This is a genomic window from Rhizobacter sp. Root1221 (assembly GCF_001425785.1).
Taxonomy (GTDB): Bacteria; Pseudomonadota; Gammaproteobacteria; order Burkholderiales; family Burkholderiaceae_C; genus Rhizobacter.
Genome location: NZ_LMDI01000005.1, coordinates 198327 through 216219 on the forward strand (window position 1 = coordinate 198327; position 17893 = coordinate 216219).

The following is a 17893-nucleotide window of genomic DNA, read 5'->3' on the forward strand; positions in this document are numbered from 1 at the left end:
CGGACGGGCAAAGGAAATGGCGGGCTCGCTGCCTGTACTACAGTGCGTTCGCATGAACAGCATTCTTTCGGCCCGGCGCGGGTTTTCGTTGATCGAACTGATGATCGTGGTGGCGGTGGTGGCGGTCCTCGCGCTGCTCGCGATGCCCAGTTTCACCGACCGCATCGTGCGCAAGCAGGTGGCCGAGACCCTTCCGGTGGTCGAGTTCGCCAAGCAGAACGTGGCGCTGTTCCGCGGGCTGTCGGGCAAGTTCCCTGTCGACAACACCGAGGCGAGCCTGCCCCCGGCGGACAAGATCGTGGGCAGCTTCCTGTCGTCCGTGACCGTGCGGGACGGCGTGCTGGTGCTGGTGTTCGGCAATGGCGCCAACCCGCTGCTCAAGGGCAAGCAGCTGGCCCTGCGCCCGGCCTACGTGCCCGACTACCCGCAGGTGCCCCTCGTGTGGGTGTGTGCGGGCGCGGCCGTGCCCGACCAGATGCAGGTGCACGGGACCGACAGCACCGACATCCCCGCCCTGTACCTGCCGGTGGCTTGCCGCCCGGGCGCGGCCAAGAAGGCCTGAGAGGAATCCAGCGCCGGGCGCCTCACGGCACCGACAGCACGTTGAGCATCATCCCGAGGAACAGCGCCACCTCCGCGTGGCCATCGAGGAAGTAGGCCGCACGCGACCGCGGGTCGTCGCGGCCGATGCGCACCGTGAGCCAGTGCGGGGGCGCGCGCACGAACACCGATTCGTCGTTCACGTCGTCGCCCACGAACACCGCGGCGGCCGAACGGCTGCGCTCGACGAGCCGCACCACCGCATCGCCCTTGTCGGGCGCGAGGGTGTCCACCACATTCACCACGCACTTGCCGCCGAACGTGGCGAGGCCCGGCTCGATGGTGTGCAGCAGGGCGTCGATGGCGGCTTGCGCGGCGTCGCGGTCACGGGCCAGGCGGTAGTGCAGCGCGAGCGAGTAGCGCTTGTCCTCGATGGACACGCCGGCCGCCGCCAGCACGGGCCCGGCCGCGGCCAGGCGCATGCGCAACGCATCGAGCGACGGGCTGGCGTGGGGGGGCGTGGTGTCGAGGGGGTCCTCGGCGCCGTGGTTGCCCACGACGTAGTGCGGTTCGAACCCGAGGCGGGGCGCCACGTCGGCCACGCTGCGGCCGGTGACGATGGCCACCGGGCACAGGTGGGCCAGCTGGCGCAGCTGCTGCGCGATGGCCGCCGACACGCGGGCGTCGTCGGGGCGCGCCACGATGGGGGCGAGCGTGCCGTCGAAGTCGAAGGCCAGCAGCGGGCGCATGGCCATCACGGTGGACAGGGCCAGTTCGCCGGGAGGGGTGAAGAGGTGTTTCATCGCGGGGGCATTCATGCGGGTCAGGCGCGTTGGTGCCGCTTGAGGCGGGCCTGGATGCGGTCCCGCAGGCGCGAGCGGCCGCCGTCGGACAGCATGCGGCCGGCCCAGCGGTACACGTTGAATTCCCGCACGTTGGCGCGCAGGCTGGCCATGCGTTCGCGTTGCTCGGGTGCGGGCATGCGCAGGGCCTGCTCGAGGGCGTCGGCGCATTCCTCGACGTGGTACGGGTTGACGATGAGGGCCTCGGGCATCTCACGCGCCGCGCCGGCAAAACGGCTCAGCACGAGCACACCTTGTTCGTCGTCGCGTGCTGCCACGAATTCCTTGCACACAAGGTTCATGCCGTCGTGCAGGCTGGTCACCACGCAGATCTCGGCCGCACGGTACAGCTCGATCAGTTGCGCGTGTTCGTGGTGTTCGGCCAGCAGGTGCACCGGCAGGTACCCGGTGCTGCCGAACCGCATGTTGATGCGCTGCGTGACCTGCTGGATGCGGTCCTGGAACGCGCGGTATTCCTCCAGCGAACTGCGCGACGGTGCGGCCACCTGGATGAACGAGAAGCGGCCCACCCACTCGGGGTGTTTCTCGAGCAGGCGCTCCACGGCGTGCAACCGCTCGAGGATGCCCTTCGTGTAGTCGAACCGGTCCACACCGACCGCGATGCGGTGCTCGAGGCCGTAGCCGAACCGCTCGCGCACGTTGCGCCGGCAGTCGGCCACCGGCAACCACGTGGCGATCTCGCTGTCCGCGGGCCACTCGATCGAGATGGGGTAGCTCTCGACGAGGGTGTCGTCGTCGTGGAACGAGATGGTGGAGTGCTCGTGTTCGATGCGGGCCTCGAGGTAGCGGTCCACCGTCTCGATGAAGTTCTTGCAGTGAAAGCGCGTGTGGAAGCCGAGGATGGTGCTGCCGAGCATGCCCTCGAGGATCTCGCGGCGCCACGGGCAGATGCCGAACGATTCGGGGTTGGGCCACGGGATGTGCCAGAACGTCAGGATCGTGGCACGCGGCAGCTTCTTGCGGATCATCGCCGGCAGCAGCGCGAAGTGGTAGTCCTGCACCAGCACCACGGGGTCTTCGACCACCGCCTCGGCCACCACCGCATCGGCAAACCGCTGGTTGACCGCGCAGTAGCGGTTCCAGTCGGCCTCGCGGAACACCGGCCGCACGTGGGCCACGTGGCAAAGCGGCCACAGCCCCTCGTTCGAGAAGCCGTAGTAGAAGCCCTGTTCCTCCTCCGGCGTGAGCCAGAGGCGGCGCAGCACGTATTCGTCGCGGCCCGGCGGCACCATCACGCGGTCGTTGGCGTCCACCACGTCGTGGTCGGCGCTGCCGCTGCCGTGGGCGATCCACGTGCCGGAACACGCGCGCATCACCGGCTCCACCGCGGTCACGAGGCCGCTCGCGGGGCGCTTGACGATGACGCCGTCCTTGCCACGTTCGTGGATATACGGCTCGCGGTTCGACACCACGATCACCTGGTCGCCGCGAAGTTGCGTGCGCAGCAGCGTGCGCAGCCGTTCGGGGTTCCACTCGGCGTCGGGCCCCTGCGCGCGGCGGTATTCGTCTTCCAGGTCGCGCAGGCGGGCGCGCAGGTCGGCCGCGAGCGGTGCCAGCTCGGGCGGCGCGGAAGCGGCCGGCGACAGCGGTGACATGGGCATCAGCACACCTTCACCGCGCAGCAGCGCGCGGGCGCCTGCCATCCAGCCGCGCCAGCTGAGCTGCGCCACGACCACGGTGATGAGTGTCATCGCGAGGCCCAGGCTGGCGATCAGGATGATCAGGTACTTCTGCGTGTCCTGGCTGCGGCGTTCGAGGAAGCTCAGGTCATGGAGGATGACGAGGTCGGCCATGCGGCCGCTGTCGCCGTTGATGGGGTGCATGCCCACCTGCACCGATCCGCCTTCGAGCTTGAGCTGCGATTCGTTCTGGCCTGCGATCTCGCGGGCCTTCTCGCACGTGAGCGACGGGGGGAAGCCGGCCGTGCGGCGCACCACCTCGCCCTCGATCGAGCAAAGGCCGATGCCCACGAGGCGTTCGTCCTGTGCCGCGCGATCGATCAGCGTCTGCAGGCGCCGGGTCTTGAAATCCTGCCGGTTCTCGGCAATGGAATCGGAGAGTGCGCTCGCGACGAGCGAGCCACGCAGGTTCAGGTCGCGCGAGAACCACCTCAGCGTCAGGCTGTCCATCAGCGGGAGCACGAGGTAGGCCGTCGCGATCAGCGTGAGCACGAGCGGGAGGAGGAAACGGAGCTGCAGTCGCAGGGAATTCATGGGCGTGTCGGAGGGCCCGCAGCGGCGGCCGTTTCCGTGGGCTGGAAGGCGAAGGGGAATGGCGGTGGATTGCGCAAATCCATGCGGACGACTGTACAGTGGGCCGCTGTGTCGAATCGGCGGTTTCTCGTGTCGGACATTCCCTACAAACAAAGGAGCGGCTGTGAGTGGACCTGCAACGGACAACCCCTTCCTGAAGCGCGATGCCACGCTAGATCTCGCGCTGATCGGCAACTGCGCCATCGGCGCGCTGGTGGATCGTTACGCCCGCATCGTGTGGTGCTGCATGCCACGGTTCGACAGCGATCCCGTGTTCCACGCACTGCTCGATTCGGGCAACGGCGTGGGCCATGACGGCACGCTGGCAGTGGAACTCGAAGGCGCGGTGCGCAGCGAGCAGTTCTACGAACCCGGCACGGCCGTGGTGCGCACGCGCCTGTTCGATGCCGCCGGCCATGGCATCGAGGTCACCGATTTCGCGCCGCGCTTCTGGGTGCGCGAACGCATGTTCCACCCGGCGCAACTGGTGCGGCGCATTCGCCCGCTGAGCGGGCGCCCGCGCGTGCGCCTCATCGTGCGGCCCCGCAGCGAATGGGGCGCCACCGTGCCCACGCTCACGCGCGGCAGCAACCACGTGCGCTACGTGTCGCCGCAAGGTGCGTTGCGCCTGAGCACTGACGCCCCGCTCACGTACGTGCTCGACGAAACCTGGTTCTCGCTGCACACCCCCATCAGCATGCTGCTGGGCCCTGACGAAACCATCAACTCCGGCATCGGCGAAACCGCCCGCGACTTCGAGGAACAGACGTCGCTCTACTGGCGCGAATGGACACGCCGCCTCGCGCTGCCGCTCGAATGGCAGGAGGCCGTGATCCGCGCGGCCATCACGTTGAAGCTGTGCCAGTACGGTGACACCGGGGCCATCGTCGCCGCGATGACCACCAGCATCCCCGAGGCGCCCAACAGCCAGCGCAACTGGGACTACCGCTACTGTTGGTTGCGCGACGCCTTTTTCGTCGTGCGCGCGCTCAACAGCCTCTCCGAGGTGGGCACCATGGAGGACTACCTCCGCTGGGTACACGACGTGGTGCGCGGGGCCGATGGCGGCCACGTGCAACCGCTCTACGGCGTGGGCCTCGAGCAGGGCCTCATCGAACGCGAACTGACACACCTGGGCGGCTATCGCGGCATGGGGCCCGTGCGCGTGGGCAACCAGGCGTACGAGCACTTCCAGCACGACGTGTACGGCAACATCGTGCTCGGCGCGGCGCAGGCCTTCCACGACCATCGCCTGTTCCGCCGCGCCGACGTCGATGACTTCGCTGCACTCGAACCCATGGGCGAGCGCGCGTGGCAGCTGCACGACCAGCCCGACGCCGGCATGTGGGAACTGCGCACGCGCTCGCGGGTGCACACCTCGTCGTCGCTGATGTGCTGGGCCGCCTGCGACCGTCTCGCCAAGATCGCCGTCGTGCTGGGCCTGCGCGACCGCGCCACGCTGTGGGCCGACCGCGCCGATGTCATCCAGCGCCGCATCCTCGAGGCCTCGTGGAGCGAGGAGCGCAAGGCCTTCGTCGAAAGTTTTGGCGGGCGCGACCTCGATGCCAGCGTGCTGCTGATGGCCGAGGTGGGCTTCATCAACCCGAAGGACCCGCGGTTCATCGCCACCGTGGACGCGCTGGAGGCGTCGCTGTGCGACGGTCCGTTCATGCGGCGCTACGAAGCCCCCGACGACTTCGGCCGCCCCGAGACCGCGTTCAACGTGTGTTCGTTCTGGCGCATCGACGCGCTCGCGCGCATCGGCCGTGTCGAGCAGGCGCGCGAGATCTTCGAGACCCTGCTCGCGCGGCGCAACCACGTGGGGCTGTTGTCGGAAGACCTGAAACCCGATTCGGGCGAACTGTGGGGCAACTTCCCCCAGACCTACTCGATGGTCGGTATCATCAACGGCGCAATGCGTCTCTCCAAACCCTGGGACACGGTGGTCTGATCGATGGCGGAGTCTCCTGTTCCCCGCGCGCGCGACCGGCGCTTCCGTATCGAAGCATTCACGGAACGCGACGCCATGGTGTTGCGCTCCATGGTCAAGCTGCTGGCCGGCAAGACCCGTGACCGCTGGGGCGCCGTCGACGCCGATCCCGTGCACCTGCTGGTGGTCCCCGTCGACTTTGCCGGCGAGCCACCGCCCGAAACCTTCGTGTTGCGGGCCGCGCTGCCGTTGCGCGCCGACGACCTGTGGAGCCAGCTCGACCGCATCAGCGGCCAGATCGAGCTCGACGAAAGCATGCTCCGCCCTTCCAGGCAAGCGGGCGGTGCCGGCCGGCCGGCCGCGGGCGGGAGACGCCTGCAGCTGTTGCGCTGGCCACCCGATGCCTTGCTCGGAGCCGATCTCCGCTACCTGCGCCTGGCCACCATGCTGGGCGCGCGGCCATTTGCCATCGAGGAGCTGGCGGTCAAGGCGAACATCCCGCTCGCCACGTGCCATGCCTTTGCCGCGGTGCTGCATGCCAATGGCGTGGCGCAGTGGCTGCTCGACTCCGACGAGCCGGGTGATGCGCCCTCCGCACCGGGCAACGCGGGGCTGATCTTCCGCATCCGCTCACGGCTGGGGCTCGAATGAACACCACGCCCATCGTTCATCGCATTCTGTTCACCGGCACGATGGGGGTCGGCAAGTCCACGGCCGTGGCGTCGTTGCTCGACGCACCGCTCGTCAGCACCAACATCGACGACGGCAAGGCGCCGGTGGCCGTCGATCACGGCGACATCGTGCTCGACAACGGCGACCGCCTCCGCCTGTACGGCACCCCGGGCCAGCGCCGCTTCGAACCCACGTGGCGTGCACTCGCCGAGGACGCCATGGGGCTCGTGGTGCTGGTCGACCACGCGCGGTCCGACCCGCTGGCCGACCTGGCCATCTACCTCGAGAACTTCGCCGGCCTGATCGCGCGCACCGGCTGTGTCATCGGGGTGGGCCGGCTGCGGCCCGGCGCCTCGCCGAGCCTCGACGCGCTGGCGGAAGCCGCGGCGCGGCACGGGGTCGTCTGCCCCATCGTGCCGCTCGACGTGCGCGAGCGCACGCAGGTGCTGGCGCTGGTGGACCTCCTGCTGGTGCAGCTGGAAAGTCGGGGGGTCTGAAGGGGATACGGCCGGGGTCTGCCCGGAGACTGGATGGGTTGTTGGTTCATCCCCGTCCATTCCAGAAGGAGACCCCTGTCATGAAGTCGATCATCCGCATGTGGCTGCTGTGTGCGAGCAGCGTGGTGGTGTTGTGTGGTTGCGGTGGTGGCGGGGGTGACGACACCGTCGCCACCGACGAAAGCGGCCTGCCGCCAGCCTCGTCGTGCCTGCCCACCACCGAGGCCCTGGGCAACCGCGTGCAAGGCATGAACACCTATGCGGAAGTCGCGGCCCACATGGGCTGCGAAGGCCGCCTCGTCGGCGACGTCACCACCAGCGGCCACACCGTGCGCACCTACGACTGGGGTCGTGTCGAATCGGGCCCCTACGTGCAGATGGAATTCCGCACCGACCAGCTCCACGGCTGGACATCCAAGGGCCTCTACGGCGCTGACCCCGCCACCTGCCTGCCCACCCGCGCCGCCGTCGACCGCCTGGCGGTGGACATGGACATCCTCGACGTCAATGCCATCATCGGGTGCCGCGGGCAGACCGTGTCGTTCACCGTCAACTACGCGTCCGCCGACGGGTTGCAGAGCGTGGAGGCCTGGGGCAACGTCACGTCAGGCCCGTACCTCATGGCCACCTTCAAGAAGAACCTGCTGGTCGCGTTTTCCACCCAGCGGCTGTGACCCGCCGCGCCAGGGTCCGGTCAGGCGCCCGCGGAACGCCTGCGCAGGCGTTCCAGCACGCGCCACCCCAGCAGCACCGCCACGATGGCCGCGTACACCCCCACCTCGGCGAAGTCGTTCTTGCCGGCGCGCATCCAGAAGAAGTGCAGCAGGCCCAGCAGCACCGTGGCGTATACCAACTGGTGCAGCCGCTGCCAGCGGGGGGCACCCAGGGCCTTGATGGCGCGGTTGAACGACGTGGCGGCCAGCGGCAGCATCAGCAGCAAGGCCAGCGTGCCCACCAGGATGAACGGGCGCTTCGCGATGTCCGTCACGATGTCGGTCAGCAGCAGGTCCTTGTCGAGCCACGCGTAACAGAGGAAATGGATGCAACCGTAGAAGAACGTGTACAGGCCCAGCATGCGGCGGAAGCGGGCGAGGGCGGGGGTGTTCGTCCACTTGCGCACGGGGGTCACGGCGAGCGTGATGCACAGGAACCGCAGCGTCCAGTCGCCGAAGCCCCGGATCAGCGCCTCGGCCGGGTTGGCCCCGAGGCTGTCGGTGGCCGCCCCCACCGCCAGCCACACGAACGGCAGCAGGCAGGTGATGAACAGCACCACCTTCGCCGCGGGGTGCAGCAGCCACGGGCGCTTGCGCGTGGTGCGGGTGGGCGAGGGCAGCACGGAAGACAAGGCGGTGCTCATGGTCGCGGGTGGGTGGGGCGCGGGCCGTGCGGCTCAGTAGAACCGCTTCAGGTCCATGCCGGTGTAAAGCTGGCCCACCTGGGCCTCGTAGCCATTGAACATCGTGGTGGCGCGCTTCTTGGCAAAGAGGCCGTCCTCGCCGATGCGGCGTTCCTTCGACTGGCTCCAGCGCGGGTGGTCCACGTTCGGGTTCACGTTCGAATAGAACCCGTACTCCGACGGGGCCGCGCGGTTCCACGACGTGGCCGGCTGCCGGTCGGTGAAGCGGATCTTCACGATCGACTTTCCGCTCTTGAAACCGTACTTCCACGGCACGACCAGGCGCAGTGGTGCGCCGTTCTGGTTGGGCAACACCTCGCCATACAGGCCGAAGGCCAGCAGCGCGAGCGGGTTCATGGCCTCGTCGAGGCGCAGGCCTTCCACGTAAGGCCAGGCCAACACGCGCGAGTTCAGTTCGGGCATCTGCTTGGCGTCCGCCAGCGTCACGAATTCCACGAACTTGGCGTTGCCGGTGGGTTCCACGCGCTTGATGAGTTCCGACAGCGAGTACCCCACCCACGGGATCACCATCGACCAGCCTTCCACGCACCGCAGCCGGTACACCCGTTCTTCCATCGGCGCGAGCTTCAGCAGTTCATCCAGGTCGTACACCTTCGGCTTCTTGACCTCGCCTTCGATGGCCACCGTCCACGGACGGGACTTCAGCGTTCCGGCCGTGCGCGCCGGGTCCGACTTGTCGGTGCCGAACTCGTAGTAGTTGTTGTACGTGGTCACGTCCGCATAGGCCGTGAGTTTTTCCATGGTGGTGGCGCCGGCCACGCCGCTGCGGGCGCCCGCGAGCGCTGCGAGCTTGTTGGGTCGGGGAATCTGGGCCAGCGCCTCACGCGACGCCCAGCCGGCCATTGCCAGGCCGCCGCCGCCTGCGGCCAGCAGCCTCAGCATCTGGCGCCGCTGCTCGTACACCGCGTGGGGCGTGATTTCGGAGGCCACCGGGTGCTGGAACCCACGGTCCTTTAGGAACAACATGCTGACTCCTTCGGTGGCGGGTGCCACGCTGCTTGACGTAGTGTCGGGGTTCGAGCCTTGAACCTTACAACCGGTTCCGGATTTGTGCTGGCGGGGTGGTGCGCCCCCGCCGACCCCCCATTGTTTCGCCGCGCTGCGAGTTGCGTTTTCTCTCTGGCGAGGCCGCGCCGGGTCTCGGCCCGGCAGCCGAACTCCTTTCTCTTTCCGGCGAAAGAGAAAGTCAAAGAGAAACGCCTGAACACCAGCTTCCCGGAACTTTGCCCGGGCGCTTCGAGTGGCCAATCCCCCGCGCGACCACTGTCTCCAGCGCCACCGTTACCTATCCCGCGCGCACGCCGTGCCGGCTCATTTCGCCTCGCTGCGCATCGGCTGGTTCTCCGGTCACCCCGACGAAAGTCGCGGCCCACCGGCCCAGTGGGTCCCGGCTTCCGCCGGAACGACAAGCATCGGGCGAGCCAGCGAAGCGGCAAAGCCCCGAAGCGCGTGCGCCAGGGGAGCCAAGCGCAGCGAGGCGACAGATCAAGCTACCCGCGAGCCCGGGTCCCTCGGGCGACCCGGGGCGCCCCCCTCGGGGGGGCAGGAGCGAAGCGACGTGGGGGGCCTAAAGATCACTGAAGTTCGTGTCGTCGATGAGCGAGTTGAAGCCCGTGTCGACGAAGAGGCGGAGCGAGTTCTTCGAGATGCGTTCCCGGAAGTTCTTCCGGGCGAAAAGCTTGGCCTGCGCCTCGCCGGGCAGGTCGGTGATGTTGATGATGTTCTTGACGATCAGGGTGTCGATCACGTCTTCGATCACCCGCACGAAGTCGGCGTCGAGGCGGCCGAAATCGCTTTGCTGGGGGGCGGAGTGGCCCAGGAAGGTCATCAGCTCCGCGTGGCCGTCGGGCACGAACTCCATGCCGGGGGCGCCGTGGCGGTGAATGCTTTCGATCTGGCCGTCGGGGCCACGGCGGATGTGGGGCATGGTTGCGATGGGAGTGGGCGGAGTGCAGTGACTATAGACCGGTCCGCCCGCCACCGCATCACAGTTCGCCGTACGAATGCAACCCGGACAGGAACATGTTGACCCCCAGGAAGGCGAAGGTGGTGACCGCCAGGCCCACCAGGGCCCACCACGCGGCCACCGGGCCACGCAGGCCCTTCATCAGCCGCATGTGCAGCCAGGCGGCATAGTTCAGCCAGACGATCAGCGCCCAGGTTTCCTTCGGGTCCCAGCTCCAGTAGCCGCCCCAGGCCTCCGCGGCCCAGAACGCGCCGAGGATGGTGGCGATGGTGAAAAACGCAAACCCCACCGCAATGGCCTTGTACATCACGTCGTCGAGCACCTCGAACGGCGGCAGCCGGTCGGCGATGCGGCGGCGGGCCGCCAGGATCCCGCCGGTGACCAGCGCGGCAATGCCGAAGTACACCGCCCAATAGCTGCTGATGGCCTCGATGGGGTTCTTGCGGAACACCACTGGCTCCAGGCACAGCACCATGCCCAGCAGGAACAGCGGCGCCAGCTGCCACCAGCGCGACTGGTGCGCCGCCTGCTTGACCAGGTACGCGAATGCCACCATGGCCGACAGGGCGAACGTGCCGTAGCCGATGAAGTTCGCCGGCACGTGGAGTTTCATCCACCAGCTCTGCAGGGCCGGCACCAGCGGCTGGATCTCCTGCGCCTCGCGTGCCGATGAGGGCCATCGTCACCGCGCCCCACGCGAAGCGCGAGCCGAGCTTCAGCGCCGTGTTGTCGTGGCCCCGCGCCAGGAGACCGATCCAGTACAACACCGTGCTCATGAAGATCAGCACGCTCATCCACAGGATCGCGCTCTGGCTCGACAGGAAGTACTTCAACAGGAACACGCTGTCGGCCTTCGACAGGTCGGCCCCGAACCCGTCGAGGTGCTGCTGGTACAGCGCGATGGCCACGAGCGCCGCCGCGGCCACGCCGATGGTGAGCCCGCGCAGGCGCCCCCAGAACCAGCCGAGCGCCACGAGGGCCGGCAGCACGCCGGCGAAAATGGGCTTCTCGTAGCCGTCCATCGATGCGCCATAGCGCGAGAACACCCCGATGCCCCCCAGCAGCACCGCCAGCGCGAACAGCCAGTCGTACAGGCTGCGCTGGGCGAAATAGCCGGTGCGGCCGAAGTCGAGGGTCGTGGTGGTCGTGGTGGTGGTCATGCGGAAGCGCCTTTCAGCAGGGCCTGCTTGAGCGTGTCGAACTCGGCGTCGGCGTCCAGCGTGCGCCGGGCGGTGGACATCGCGGTGCGGAGGTGCGTGCCGCCACCCTGGGCCGGCTGCAGCCAGATCCACAGGCGGCGCTCTCGCACGTACAGCATCGCGAACACGCCAACGATCAGTGCCACGCAGCCGAGGTACACGAGGGTCTTGCCGGGCGCGCGGGCCACCTGGAACACACTCGCCTGCACCTGGGTGTAGTCCATCAGTTCGAGGATCACCGGCGCCGGGTAGAACTGGCTGTCCGACAGCGACAGCAGCGCCTGGGTCATCCAGGCCTGGGTGGCCGCCGTGTCGGCCAATGGGGGCTGGCCGTCAGCGGCCCGGTCGAGGTTGACGAGCTCGTACAGGCTGCCACCCAGCACCCGCAGCATCACCTCGGAGATGCGCAGCCGCTCGGCCTCCGGCACCTTGACCTCGAGGTACTGCGACAGCCCGGGCAACCCGCCGATGGCGGGCTGGCCCTCGGCCGGCGGCAGGGCCCCGGCGAAGAGGTCGAGTGCAAGGCGGGTCATGGTGGCCAGCTGCGGGGCCATCTCCGGCTGCTTGAGCGGCGCGGCCAGCCGGCCGTAGCGCTGCGCCGCCGCCTCGCGGCGGGCCGGGTCGTGCAGCGCGGCGCGCAGGTGCAGCCAGCGCTCGAGCCCGTCGTTTTCATCGACGGGGATGCGCAGGTAGCGGAAGCTCTCGGCCGGGGTGTCGCGCACGCCAGCGAGGAACAGGCGCTGGCCGTCCATCTCGACCGGGGCCATGTAGTTGTTGAACTCGCGGGCCTGGCCGGCCGCGTCGCGCAGCTTGTAGCTGAACGAGGCACCCACGTTGCGCAGCGCCTTGCCGGCGCGGGCCTTGGCACCCGACCCGAGATGCGACTGCAGGCTGTCGACCAGGTCCACCTTGCGCACGTCGATGCCGCTGGCGGTGGGCTGCATGTTCTCGACGGTGATGACGCGCAGGCCGGTGAACTCGACGGTCAGCTTGTCCTTCTCGAGGGGCAGTGCGCCCGAGGTGCCCACGGTGCCGTCGAGCGCGAAGCCTTTTTCCCCCGCCGCCATCGGCAGCGCACGCAGCTTCAACTTCGAGCCGCCGTCGTCGAAGCTGCTCTGGTAGATGGCCACGCCGCGGTGGAACGCGGGTTCGTTGACCTTGACGGTGGCCGGCACGGCCGCGCCGGAGTCGTGGTCGTGGATCACCACCTCGCTCGCGAAGAGCTTGGGCATGCCCGTCTCGTAGTACTCGACGATGAACTTCTTCAGCTCGATGTCGAACGGCAGGTCCTGCAGCACCACGCCGTCTTGCTGCGACAGGATGGCGGTGCCGCGGCGGCCGCCCTCGGGCACCTCGATGTTGCCGCGGAACGTGGGCGTGCCCGGGCCGAGCCGGTGTTCGGCCGGCACGTCACGCACGAGGCCGCTGCCGTTGTAGGCCGTCTTGCCCTGCCACAGCATCTGCGCGCGCACGATCAGGTCGCCGTCGAACAGGCCACCGATGCAGATCAGCACGATGGCCGCGTGGGCGGCGATGTAGCCGAGCTTGTTCACCGCCCCCTTGCGCGCGGCGATCATGGTGCCGCGCCACTCGCCGCCTTCACGCCGCTCCTGCACCTTGGCCCGCCAGCCGCGGCCGCCCAGCACCTGGCTGACCCGCGCGAACGCCTGCTCGGGCGTTTCGGCCAGGTCGGCTTCCCCGCGGTGGTGAAAGGAAAGCAGGCTCTGCTCCCGCACGTGTTCCTTGTACTGGCGCAGGTCGGCGAGGATCTTCGGTGCGTTGCGCACGATGCACAACGTGGTGGAGACCACCAGGAACGCGAGGATGAGCAGGAACCACCACGCGCTGTACACGCGGGTCAGGCCCACCGTGGTGAACAGCTGCGACCAGAACGGGCCGAACTGGTTCACGTAGTTCGTGGCCGGTTCGTTCTGCCGCACCACGGTGCCGATGACGGACGCGATGCAGATCAGCGTCAGCAGCGAAATGGCAAATCGCATCGACGACAGCAACTCGACGCCATCGCGCAGCACGCGCGAGCCTGAGCGGAGGTGGATGCCGGTGGTGGAGGCTGCCATGGGTACTGCGGAGAACGGGCGGGAAGGGCAACAACAAGCAGGACAACGGCAGCAAAAAGGCCGGTCAGCGACCGGCCTTCAGGAGCGTGCCCCGCCGAGGAAGTTCAGCGCATCCCGGCGATGTAGTCGGCGACGGCCTTGATTTCGGCGTCGTTCATCTTCGTGACCACGCCTACCATCTGCGGGCCGTTCTGGCGCGTGTTGCCGCGGAACGCCTTCATCTGGGCCTCGGTGTAGTCGGCGTGCTGGCCGCGCAGGCGCGGGTACTGCGACGGCAGGCCGCTGCCGGTGGGGCCGTGACAGGCCGCACAGGCCGGCACGCCACGGTCGGCGATGCCGCCGCGGTAGATCTTTTCGCCCAGCGCGATGGTGGCCTTGCTCTTGGCGGTGCCGAGCGACGGCGGCTTGCTGGCGTAGAAGGCGGTGACGTTGCGGATGTCGTCTTCGCTCAGGGCCGATGCAAAACCCTTCATCACGGGGTTCTTGCGCTTGTCGGCCTTGAAGTCGTGCAGCTGCTTGGCCAGGTATTCCGGGTGCTGGCCCTTCAGGATCGGGTTGGCGGCAGCGCCCCGCGTGGCATCGGCCGTGTGGCAGGCGGCACACACGTTCGTGGAGATGGCCTCCCCCTTGGCCAGGTCAGGCTTCGCGGGCGCGTGGTTTTCCGCGGCGGCAGCCGGTGCGGAGAGCGAGGCTGCCAACAACAGACTGGACAACACAGGGGCAAAAGACTTCATGGCTAGGGGCGATTCCTTGTGCAAAACCCAGCGATTTTACAATGCAAGTTTTGGGCGTCCGAATGACCGACGAAAACAATTCCAAACCGCAGGTCGCCGTCTCCGTGGATCCGGAGAAGCAGGCGTTGGCCTGGAGCCACACCGCTCGCTTCCTGACCACCGCCAGCCAGCTTGACCAGCTCCCCTCCACCGAGCTCCCCGAAATCGCTTTCGTGGGCCGGTCCAACGCCGGCAAGTCCACCGCCATCAACACGCTGACGCAGCAGAAACGCCTCGCGTTTGCCTCGAAGACACCCGGCCGCACCCAGCACATCAACCTCTTCGAACTGGGCCCGAAACTCCAGCCCGACGCGTTGTTTGCCGACTTGCCCGGCTACGGCTACGCCGCCGTGGCCCGTGGTGCCAAGCTGCGTTGGCAGAAAGTGATGGCTGACTACCTCGAGGTTCGCCGCTCGCTGGCGGGGGTGGTGCTGATGGTGGATTCGCGCCTCGGCTTCACCGACCTCGACCGCCAGTTGCTCAGTTTCGTGGCCCCGCGGGTGGGCAACGGGGCGGTCAAGCTGCTGGTGCTGCTCACCAAGTCCGACAAGCTCAACCGGGCCGAGGCCAACGCCTCGTTGGCCGCGGCGCAGGCGGTGCTGGGCGAGTTGTCCACCGACGAGGCCGATGTCAGCATGTCGCTGTTCTCGGCTTTGAAGAAGTCCGGCGTCGGTGACGCCGCCCAGGTGTTGCACGGCTGGACTCACTCCCAGGAAGAACCCACCCCATGATCGAAACGCGTGATGTCGTCCTCCCCCACGGTGTCACGCTGAGTTGCCGCGTGGCCGGGCCCGAAGGGGCGCCGGTGCTGGTGTTCCTGCACGGGTTCCCCGAAGCCGCGTTCGTGTGGGACGGGCTGCTCGCCCACTTCGCCGGCCGCTTCCGTTGCGTGGCGCCCAACCTGCGCGGGTACGAACGTTCCACCACGCCGGCCGGGGTGGAACCCTACCGGGCCAAGCACCTCGTGGCCGACCTGCGGGCGCTGGTGCTGGCGTTCGGCAGCCGGGCCGCCGCGGTCGTGGCCCACGACTGGGGAGGGGCGGTGGCGTGGACCTTCGCGGCCACGTTCCCCGACCTGCTCGAGCGCCTGATCATCGTCAACTCGCCCCATCCGGCGGTGTTCCAGCGAGAGCTGGTGAACAACCCCGCGCAGCAGGCAGCCAGCGCCTACATGAACGACTTCTGCGAGCCCGACGCCGAGCACCACCTGCAGGCCGACGACTTCGCGCAGCTCTGGAGCCTGTTCGCGCGCATGGGGGCCATGGACCCGTCCCGCCCCGGGGGCGGCTGGCTGACCGACGCGGTGCGCGACCAGTACCGCGCGGTGTGGTCGGCCGGGCTCACCGGCCCGCTGAACTACTACCGCGCCTCCCCGCTGCGCCCGCCCACCGCACCCGATTCCGCGGTGCGCACGCTCACCCTCTCCGCCGAGGCAGTCACGGTGCGTGTGCCGGTGCATGTGGTCTGGGGCGAGGCCGACGCGGCGCTGCCGCCATCGCTGCTGGACGGGCTCGAGGCGTTTGTGCCCCGGCTCACCATCGCCCGGGTGCCGGGGGCCACGCACTGGATCGTGCACGAGCAGCCCGCGCGGGTGGCCGCGGAAATCGAAGCGGCGCTGGCGGCTTAGGCCGGGTTGTCCAGCCGGCGGATCAGCGCGTCCACCGCACGCTGGATCGGCGAATGCCCTTCCACCGTCTCCAGCAGCTCGGCCTTGCGCAGGCGCTCCAGCGCCCGCTGGGTCACCGAGTGGGTGCGATCGGGCGCCTCGCCGGCGTACACGAAGTACGACCCGCGCGGGCTGCGCCACAGCAGCTGGGCCTGCGTCCAGCGGCCGTTCAGGAAGATGCGCTGGCGCACGCCGGGCGCCAGGCGGTTCACCCAGTCGGACGCGTCTTCGGTTTCCACCGCGGTGGTGTCGGTCATCAGCGCCGCGGGCACCGTGTCCATGGACCCGAGGTCGATCAGTGAGTCGCTGAACGGCACCGGGGCCACCGGCGGCAGGGTGGTTTCCTCCCGCAGCTGCCGCACGATTTCTTCCGGTGTCAGGGCCGGGTCGGGCGTGGCCGCCGGGCGGCCCCCGGGTTTCAGGGCCTCGGTGTGCACCACCACGAGGTCGTCCAGCACGGCCTGGCGTTCAGCCTGCGGCAGGTCGATGGATGCGGCTCCGGCACGCAGCCGCTGCAGCATCCCCGGCAGCATGGCCAGCAGGCGCTGGCGGCTTTGCGGGTGGTCGGGCGGTTGCAGGCTCCAGACGAGGTCGTCGAGCGCCTTCAGGTAGCTGTTGGTGACCTCCGACGTGTCGCCGTGTTCCAGCATCGCGGTGGCCAGCACCTTGGCCCAGGCGCCGGTGATGAAACGGCGGATGGCGGGGGTGGTGCGCACCGGGGCCAGCTGTTCCGACAGGCGGGCCGACAACTGCTGCTGCAGCTGGTCGGCCTGTTCGGCGTGCAGCAGCGTCTCGATCGACTTGCGTGCGGCGCCCTGCTGCTCGTGCAACTGCCCTTCGAGGAAGGTGTCGAGCGCGGCGAGGCCGCGCTTGTACTGTGCCGCCCCTTGCTGGCCCTGTACCGTCAGGTCGTCGATCAGGTGGCCCGAGAATGACAATAGCGCCACCAGGCGCGCGTCGGACACGTTCGGGTAGCTGGACGCGGCGTTCACGAGCCGTGCCATGAACACCCACACCGGGTGTTCATGGCGGTCGAGCATCTCGGGGTCGTGCAGCGCGATGCGGAGGGCCGACACCTGCAGGCGCCCGAGCTGGGACCGCAGCGTGGGGTGCAGCCCCGGGTCGGACACGATGATCTCGAAGAGGCGGGCGATCAACTCGATCACCTGCCGCTCCATCGACGCGCCGGTAGTGGCGAGCAGCGACGCGCGATGTTCGAGCAGTCTTGGCGCGGCGGTGGCACCGGTGGCCGACGGCATGCGGCTCAGCAGGGCCTCGATGCGCGACAGGGCGCTGTCCAGGTCTCCCGGTGCGGCACCGGCGGACTGGCGGCCTTCGGGCATGGTGCGGCGCAACGCGTCGAGCGCGCCGGGCTGCGTGACGTTCACGGCGGGCGCACGGGTGCCGGCACCCGCCCTGGCGCTCCAGGCGCGACGTGGCCGCCGCCCACGCCGACTTGAGCAGCGGCGCCATCGCCGTGGCCGACACCCGCAACAGCAGCGACTGTTGCGGCGGCGCGATGGGTAGCGATTCCGCCGCTTCGGCCAGGGCCTGTGCATAGGCGCGCGGACGCAGCGGGTTCGATTCGGCCGTGGTGTGTTCCAGCCCGCGCAGCGTCGACGTGAAGGTCTGCAGCTCGCGCAACTCCCACTCGGCGATGGTGTCGATCTCCTGGATCGCGCGCGACAGGCCGATCTCGGATTCGACCCGGTTCTCGTCCATCAACTGCAGGCCGCCGAGGCCGCTCGTGTGCACCGACGTGGGGCCGGCGTCGTCGGTGGAAGGGGCCATGTCGGCCACCACCGCGTTGCGCAGCGCGTCGACGAAGCGGCGCTGGTACGTCACCCGGTGCTGGGCCAGGGCGTGGGCCAGGTCGAAATGGTGTTGGCGCTCGGATGCGTTCAGCAGCGTGTCGCCGGGCTGGCGGAGCTGGGTCTGGATGGCCGCAAGCGTGCGAGCGATCAGGTCGGCCGAACGGCCGAGCTCGCCTTCGACAAAGGCTTGAAGCAGGGGGGCATTCGCCATCGTTCTTGGGGGCGT

The 17893-nt window shown here is 68.7% G+C and carries 15 protein-coding genes and 2 pseudogenes; 7 read left to right on the plus strand and 10 right to left on the minus strand.

Annotated features, from left to right (window positions below):
• The first annotated feature begins 52 nt into the window (after positions 1-52).
• Complete coding sequence (locus tag ASC87_RS05545) at positions 53-562, plus strand: pilin (RefSeq protein WP_082568413.1); 510 nt, start codon at positions 53-55, stop codon at positions 560-562.
• 22 nt (positions 563-584) lie between these two features.
• Here the strand turns inward: ASC87_RS05545 and otsB are convergent, their stop codons facing one another.
• Positions 585-1343, minus strand: coding sequence for a trehalose-phosphatase (gene otsB, locus ASC87_RS05550; RefSeq protein WP_235582061.1), 759 nt, complete (start codon positions 1341-1343; stop codon positions 585-587).
• A 20-nt stretch (positions 1344-1363) separates the two neighbouring features.
• A complete protein-coding gene (locus ASC87_RS05555; RefSeq protein ID WP_056657948.1) occupies positions 1364-3616 on the minus strand; it encodes a trehalose-6-phosphate synthase in 2253 nt (750 codons plus the stop codon).
• Between the two features lie 163 nt (positions 3617-3779).
• On the opposite strand from ASC87_RS05555, the gene ASC87_RS05560 reads away from it, so the two are divergent.
• The 4 genes from ASC87_RS05560 to ASC87_RS05575 all read left to right on the plus strand — a co-directional run bounded on the left by ASC87_RS05560 (position 3780) and on the right by ASC87_RS05575 (position 7428).
• Entirely contained in the window at positions 3780-5606 is a 1827-nt protein-coding gene (locus ASC87_RS05560; protein ID WP_056657951.1) for a glycoside hydrolase family 15 protein, read from the plus strand.
• A gap of 75 nt (positions 5607-5681) precedes the next feature.
• Positions 5682-6236 (plus strand): hypothetical protein, encoded by a 555-nt coding sequence (locus ASC87_RS05565; RefSeq protein WP_056657953.1) that lies wholly within the window; start codon positions 5682-5684, stop codon positions 6234-6236.
• A complete protein-coding gene (locus ASC87_RS05570; RefSeq protein WP_056657955.1) occupies positions 6233-6754 on the plus strand; it encodes an ATP/GTP-binding protein in 522 nt (173 codons plus the stop codon). Before ASC87_RS05565 ends, ASC87_RS05570 begins: the two co-directional genes overlap by 4 nt.
• An 80-nt stretch (positions 6755-6834) precedes the next feature.
• Positions 6835-7428 carry a hypothetical protein gene (locus tag ASC87_RS05575; RefSeq protein ID WP_056657958.1) on the plus strand — a complete coding sequence of 198 codons (594 nt, stop codon included), beginning with the start codon at positions 6835-6837 and terminating at the stop codon, positions 7426-7428.
• 20 nt (positions 7429-7448) lie between these two features.
• On the opposite strand, the gene ASC87_RS05580 is transcribed toward ASC87_RS05575, so the two are convergent.
• The 6 genes and pseudogenes from ASC87_RS05580 to ASC87_RS05605 all read right to left on the minus strand — a co-directional run bounded on the left by ASC87_RS05580 (position 7449) and on the right by ASC87_RS05605 (position 14148).
• Complete coding sequence (locus ASC87_RS05580; RefSeq protein WP_082568415.1) at positions 7449-8111, minus strand: sulfite oxidase heme-binding subunit YedZ; 663 nt, start codon at positions 8109-8111, stop codon at positions 7449-7451.
• A 33-nt stretch (positions 8112-8144) separates the two neighbouring features.
• Positions 8145-9137 (minus strand): protein-methionine-sulfoxide reductase catalytic subunit MsrP, encoded by a 993-nt coding sequence (gene msrP / locus ASC87_RS05585; RefSeq protein WP_056657962.1) that lies wholly within the window; start codon positions 9135-9137, stop codon positions 8145-8147.
• A gap of 601 nt (positions 9138-9738) precedes the next feature.
• Positions 9739-10098 (minus strand): hypothetical protein, encoded by a 360-nt coding sequence (locus ASC87_RS05590; RefSeq protein WP_056657965.1) that lies wholly within the window; start codon positions 10096-10098, stop codon positions 9739-9741.
• Between the two features lie 58 nt (positions 10099-10156).
• Positions 10157-11297, minus strand: a pseudogene (gene ccsB / locus ASC87_RS05595) (c-type cytochrome biogenesis protein CcsB).
• A complete protein-coding gene (locus tag ASC87_RS05600; RefSeq protein ID WP_056657968.1) occupies positions 11294-13414 on the minus strand; it encodes a cytochrome c biogenesis protein ResB in 2121 nt (706 codons plus the stop codon). Before ASC87_RS05600 ends, ccsB begins: the two are co-directional and overlap by 4 nt.
• A 104-nt stretch (positions 13415-13518) precedes the next feature.
• Positions 13519-14148, minus strand: a complete 630-nt coding sequence (locus ASC87_RS05605; RefSeq protein ID WP_056657971.1) for a cytochrome c — start codon at positions 14146-14148, stop codon at positions 13519-13521.
• Positions 14149-14210: 62 nt separating this feature from the next.
• Between ASC87_RS05605 and yihA the strand changes: the two genes are divergently transcribed.
• Together yihA and ASC87_RS05615 are read left to right on the plus strand one after the other, a co-directional pair.
• Positions 14211-14918 carry a ribosome biogenesis GTP-binding protein YihA/YsxC gene (gene yihA, locus ASC87_RS05610; RefSeq protein WP_056657974.1) on the plus strand — a complete coding sequence of 236 codons (708 nt, stop codon included), beginning with the start codon at positions 14211-14213 and terminating at the stop codon, positions 14916-14918.
• Positions 14915-15814, plus strand: coding sequence for an alpha/beta fold hydrolase (locus ASC87_RS05615; protein WP_056657977.1), 900 nt, complete (start codon positions 14915-14917; stop codon positions 15812-15814). The genes yihA and ASC87_RS05615 overlap by 4 nt, the downstream gene beginning before the upstream one ends.
• On the opposite strand, the gene ASC87_RS05620 is transcribed toward ASC87_RS05615, so the two are convergent.
• Together ASC87_RS05620 and ASC87_RS33690 are read right to left on the minus strand one after the other, a co-directional pair.
• A complete protein-coding gene (locus tag ASC87_RS05620) occupies positions 15811-17196 on the minus strand; it encodes a DUF1631 family protein (RefSeq protein ID WP_369820734.1) in 1386 nt (461 codons plus the stop codon). The two genes, ASC87_RS05615 and ASC87_RS05620, sit on opposite strands and share 4 nt — an antisense overlap.
• Positions 17195-17878 (minus strand): annotated as a pseudogene (locus ASC87_RS33690) (DUF1631 family protein); the annotation flags it as partial. The pseudogene ASC87_RS33690 and the gene ASC87_RS05620, both read right to left, overlap by 2 nt.
• Positions 17879-17893 lie beyond the last annotated feature (15 nt).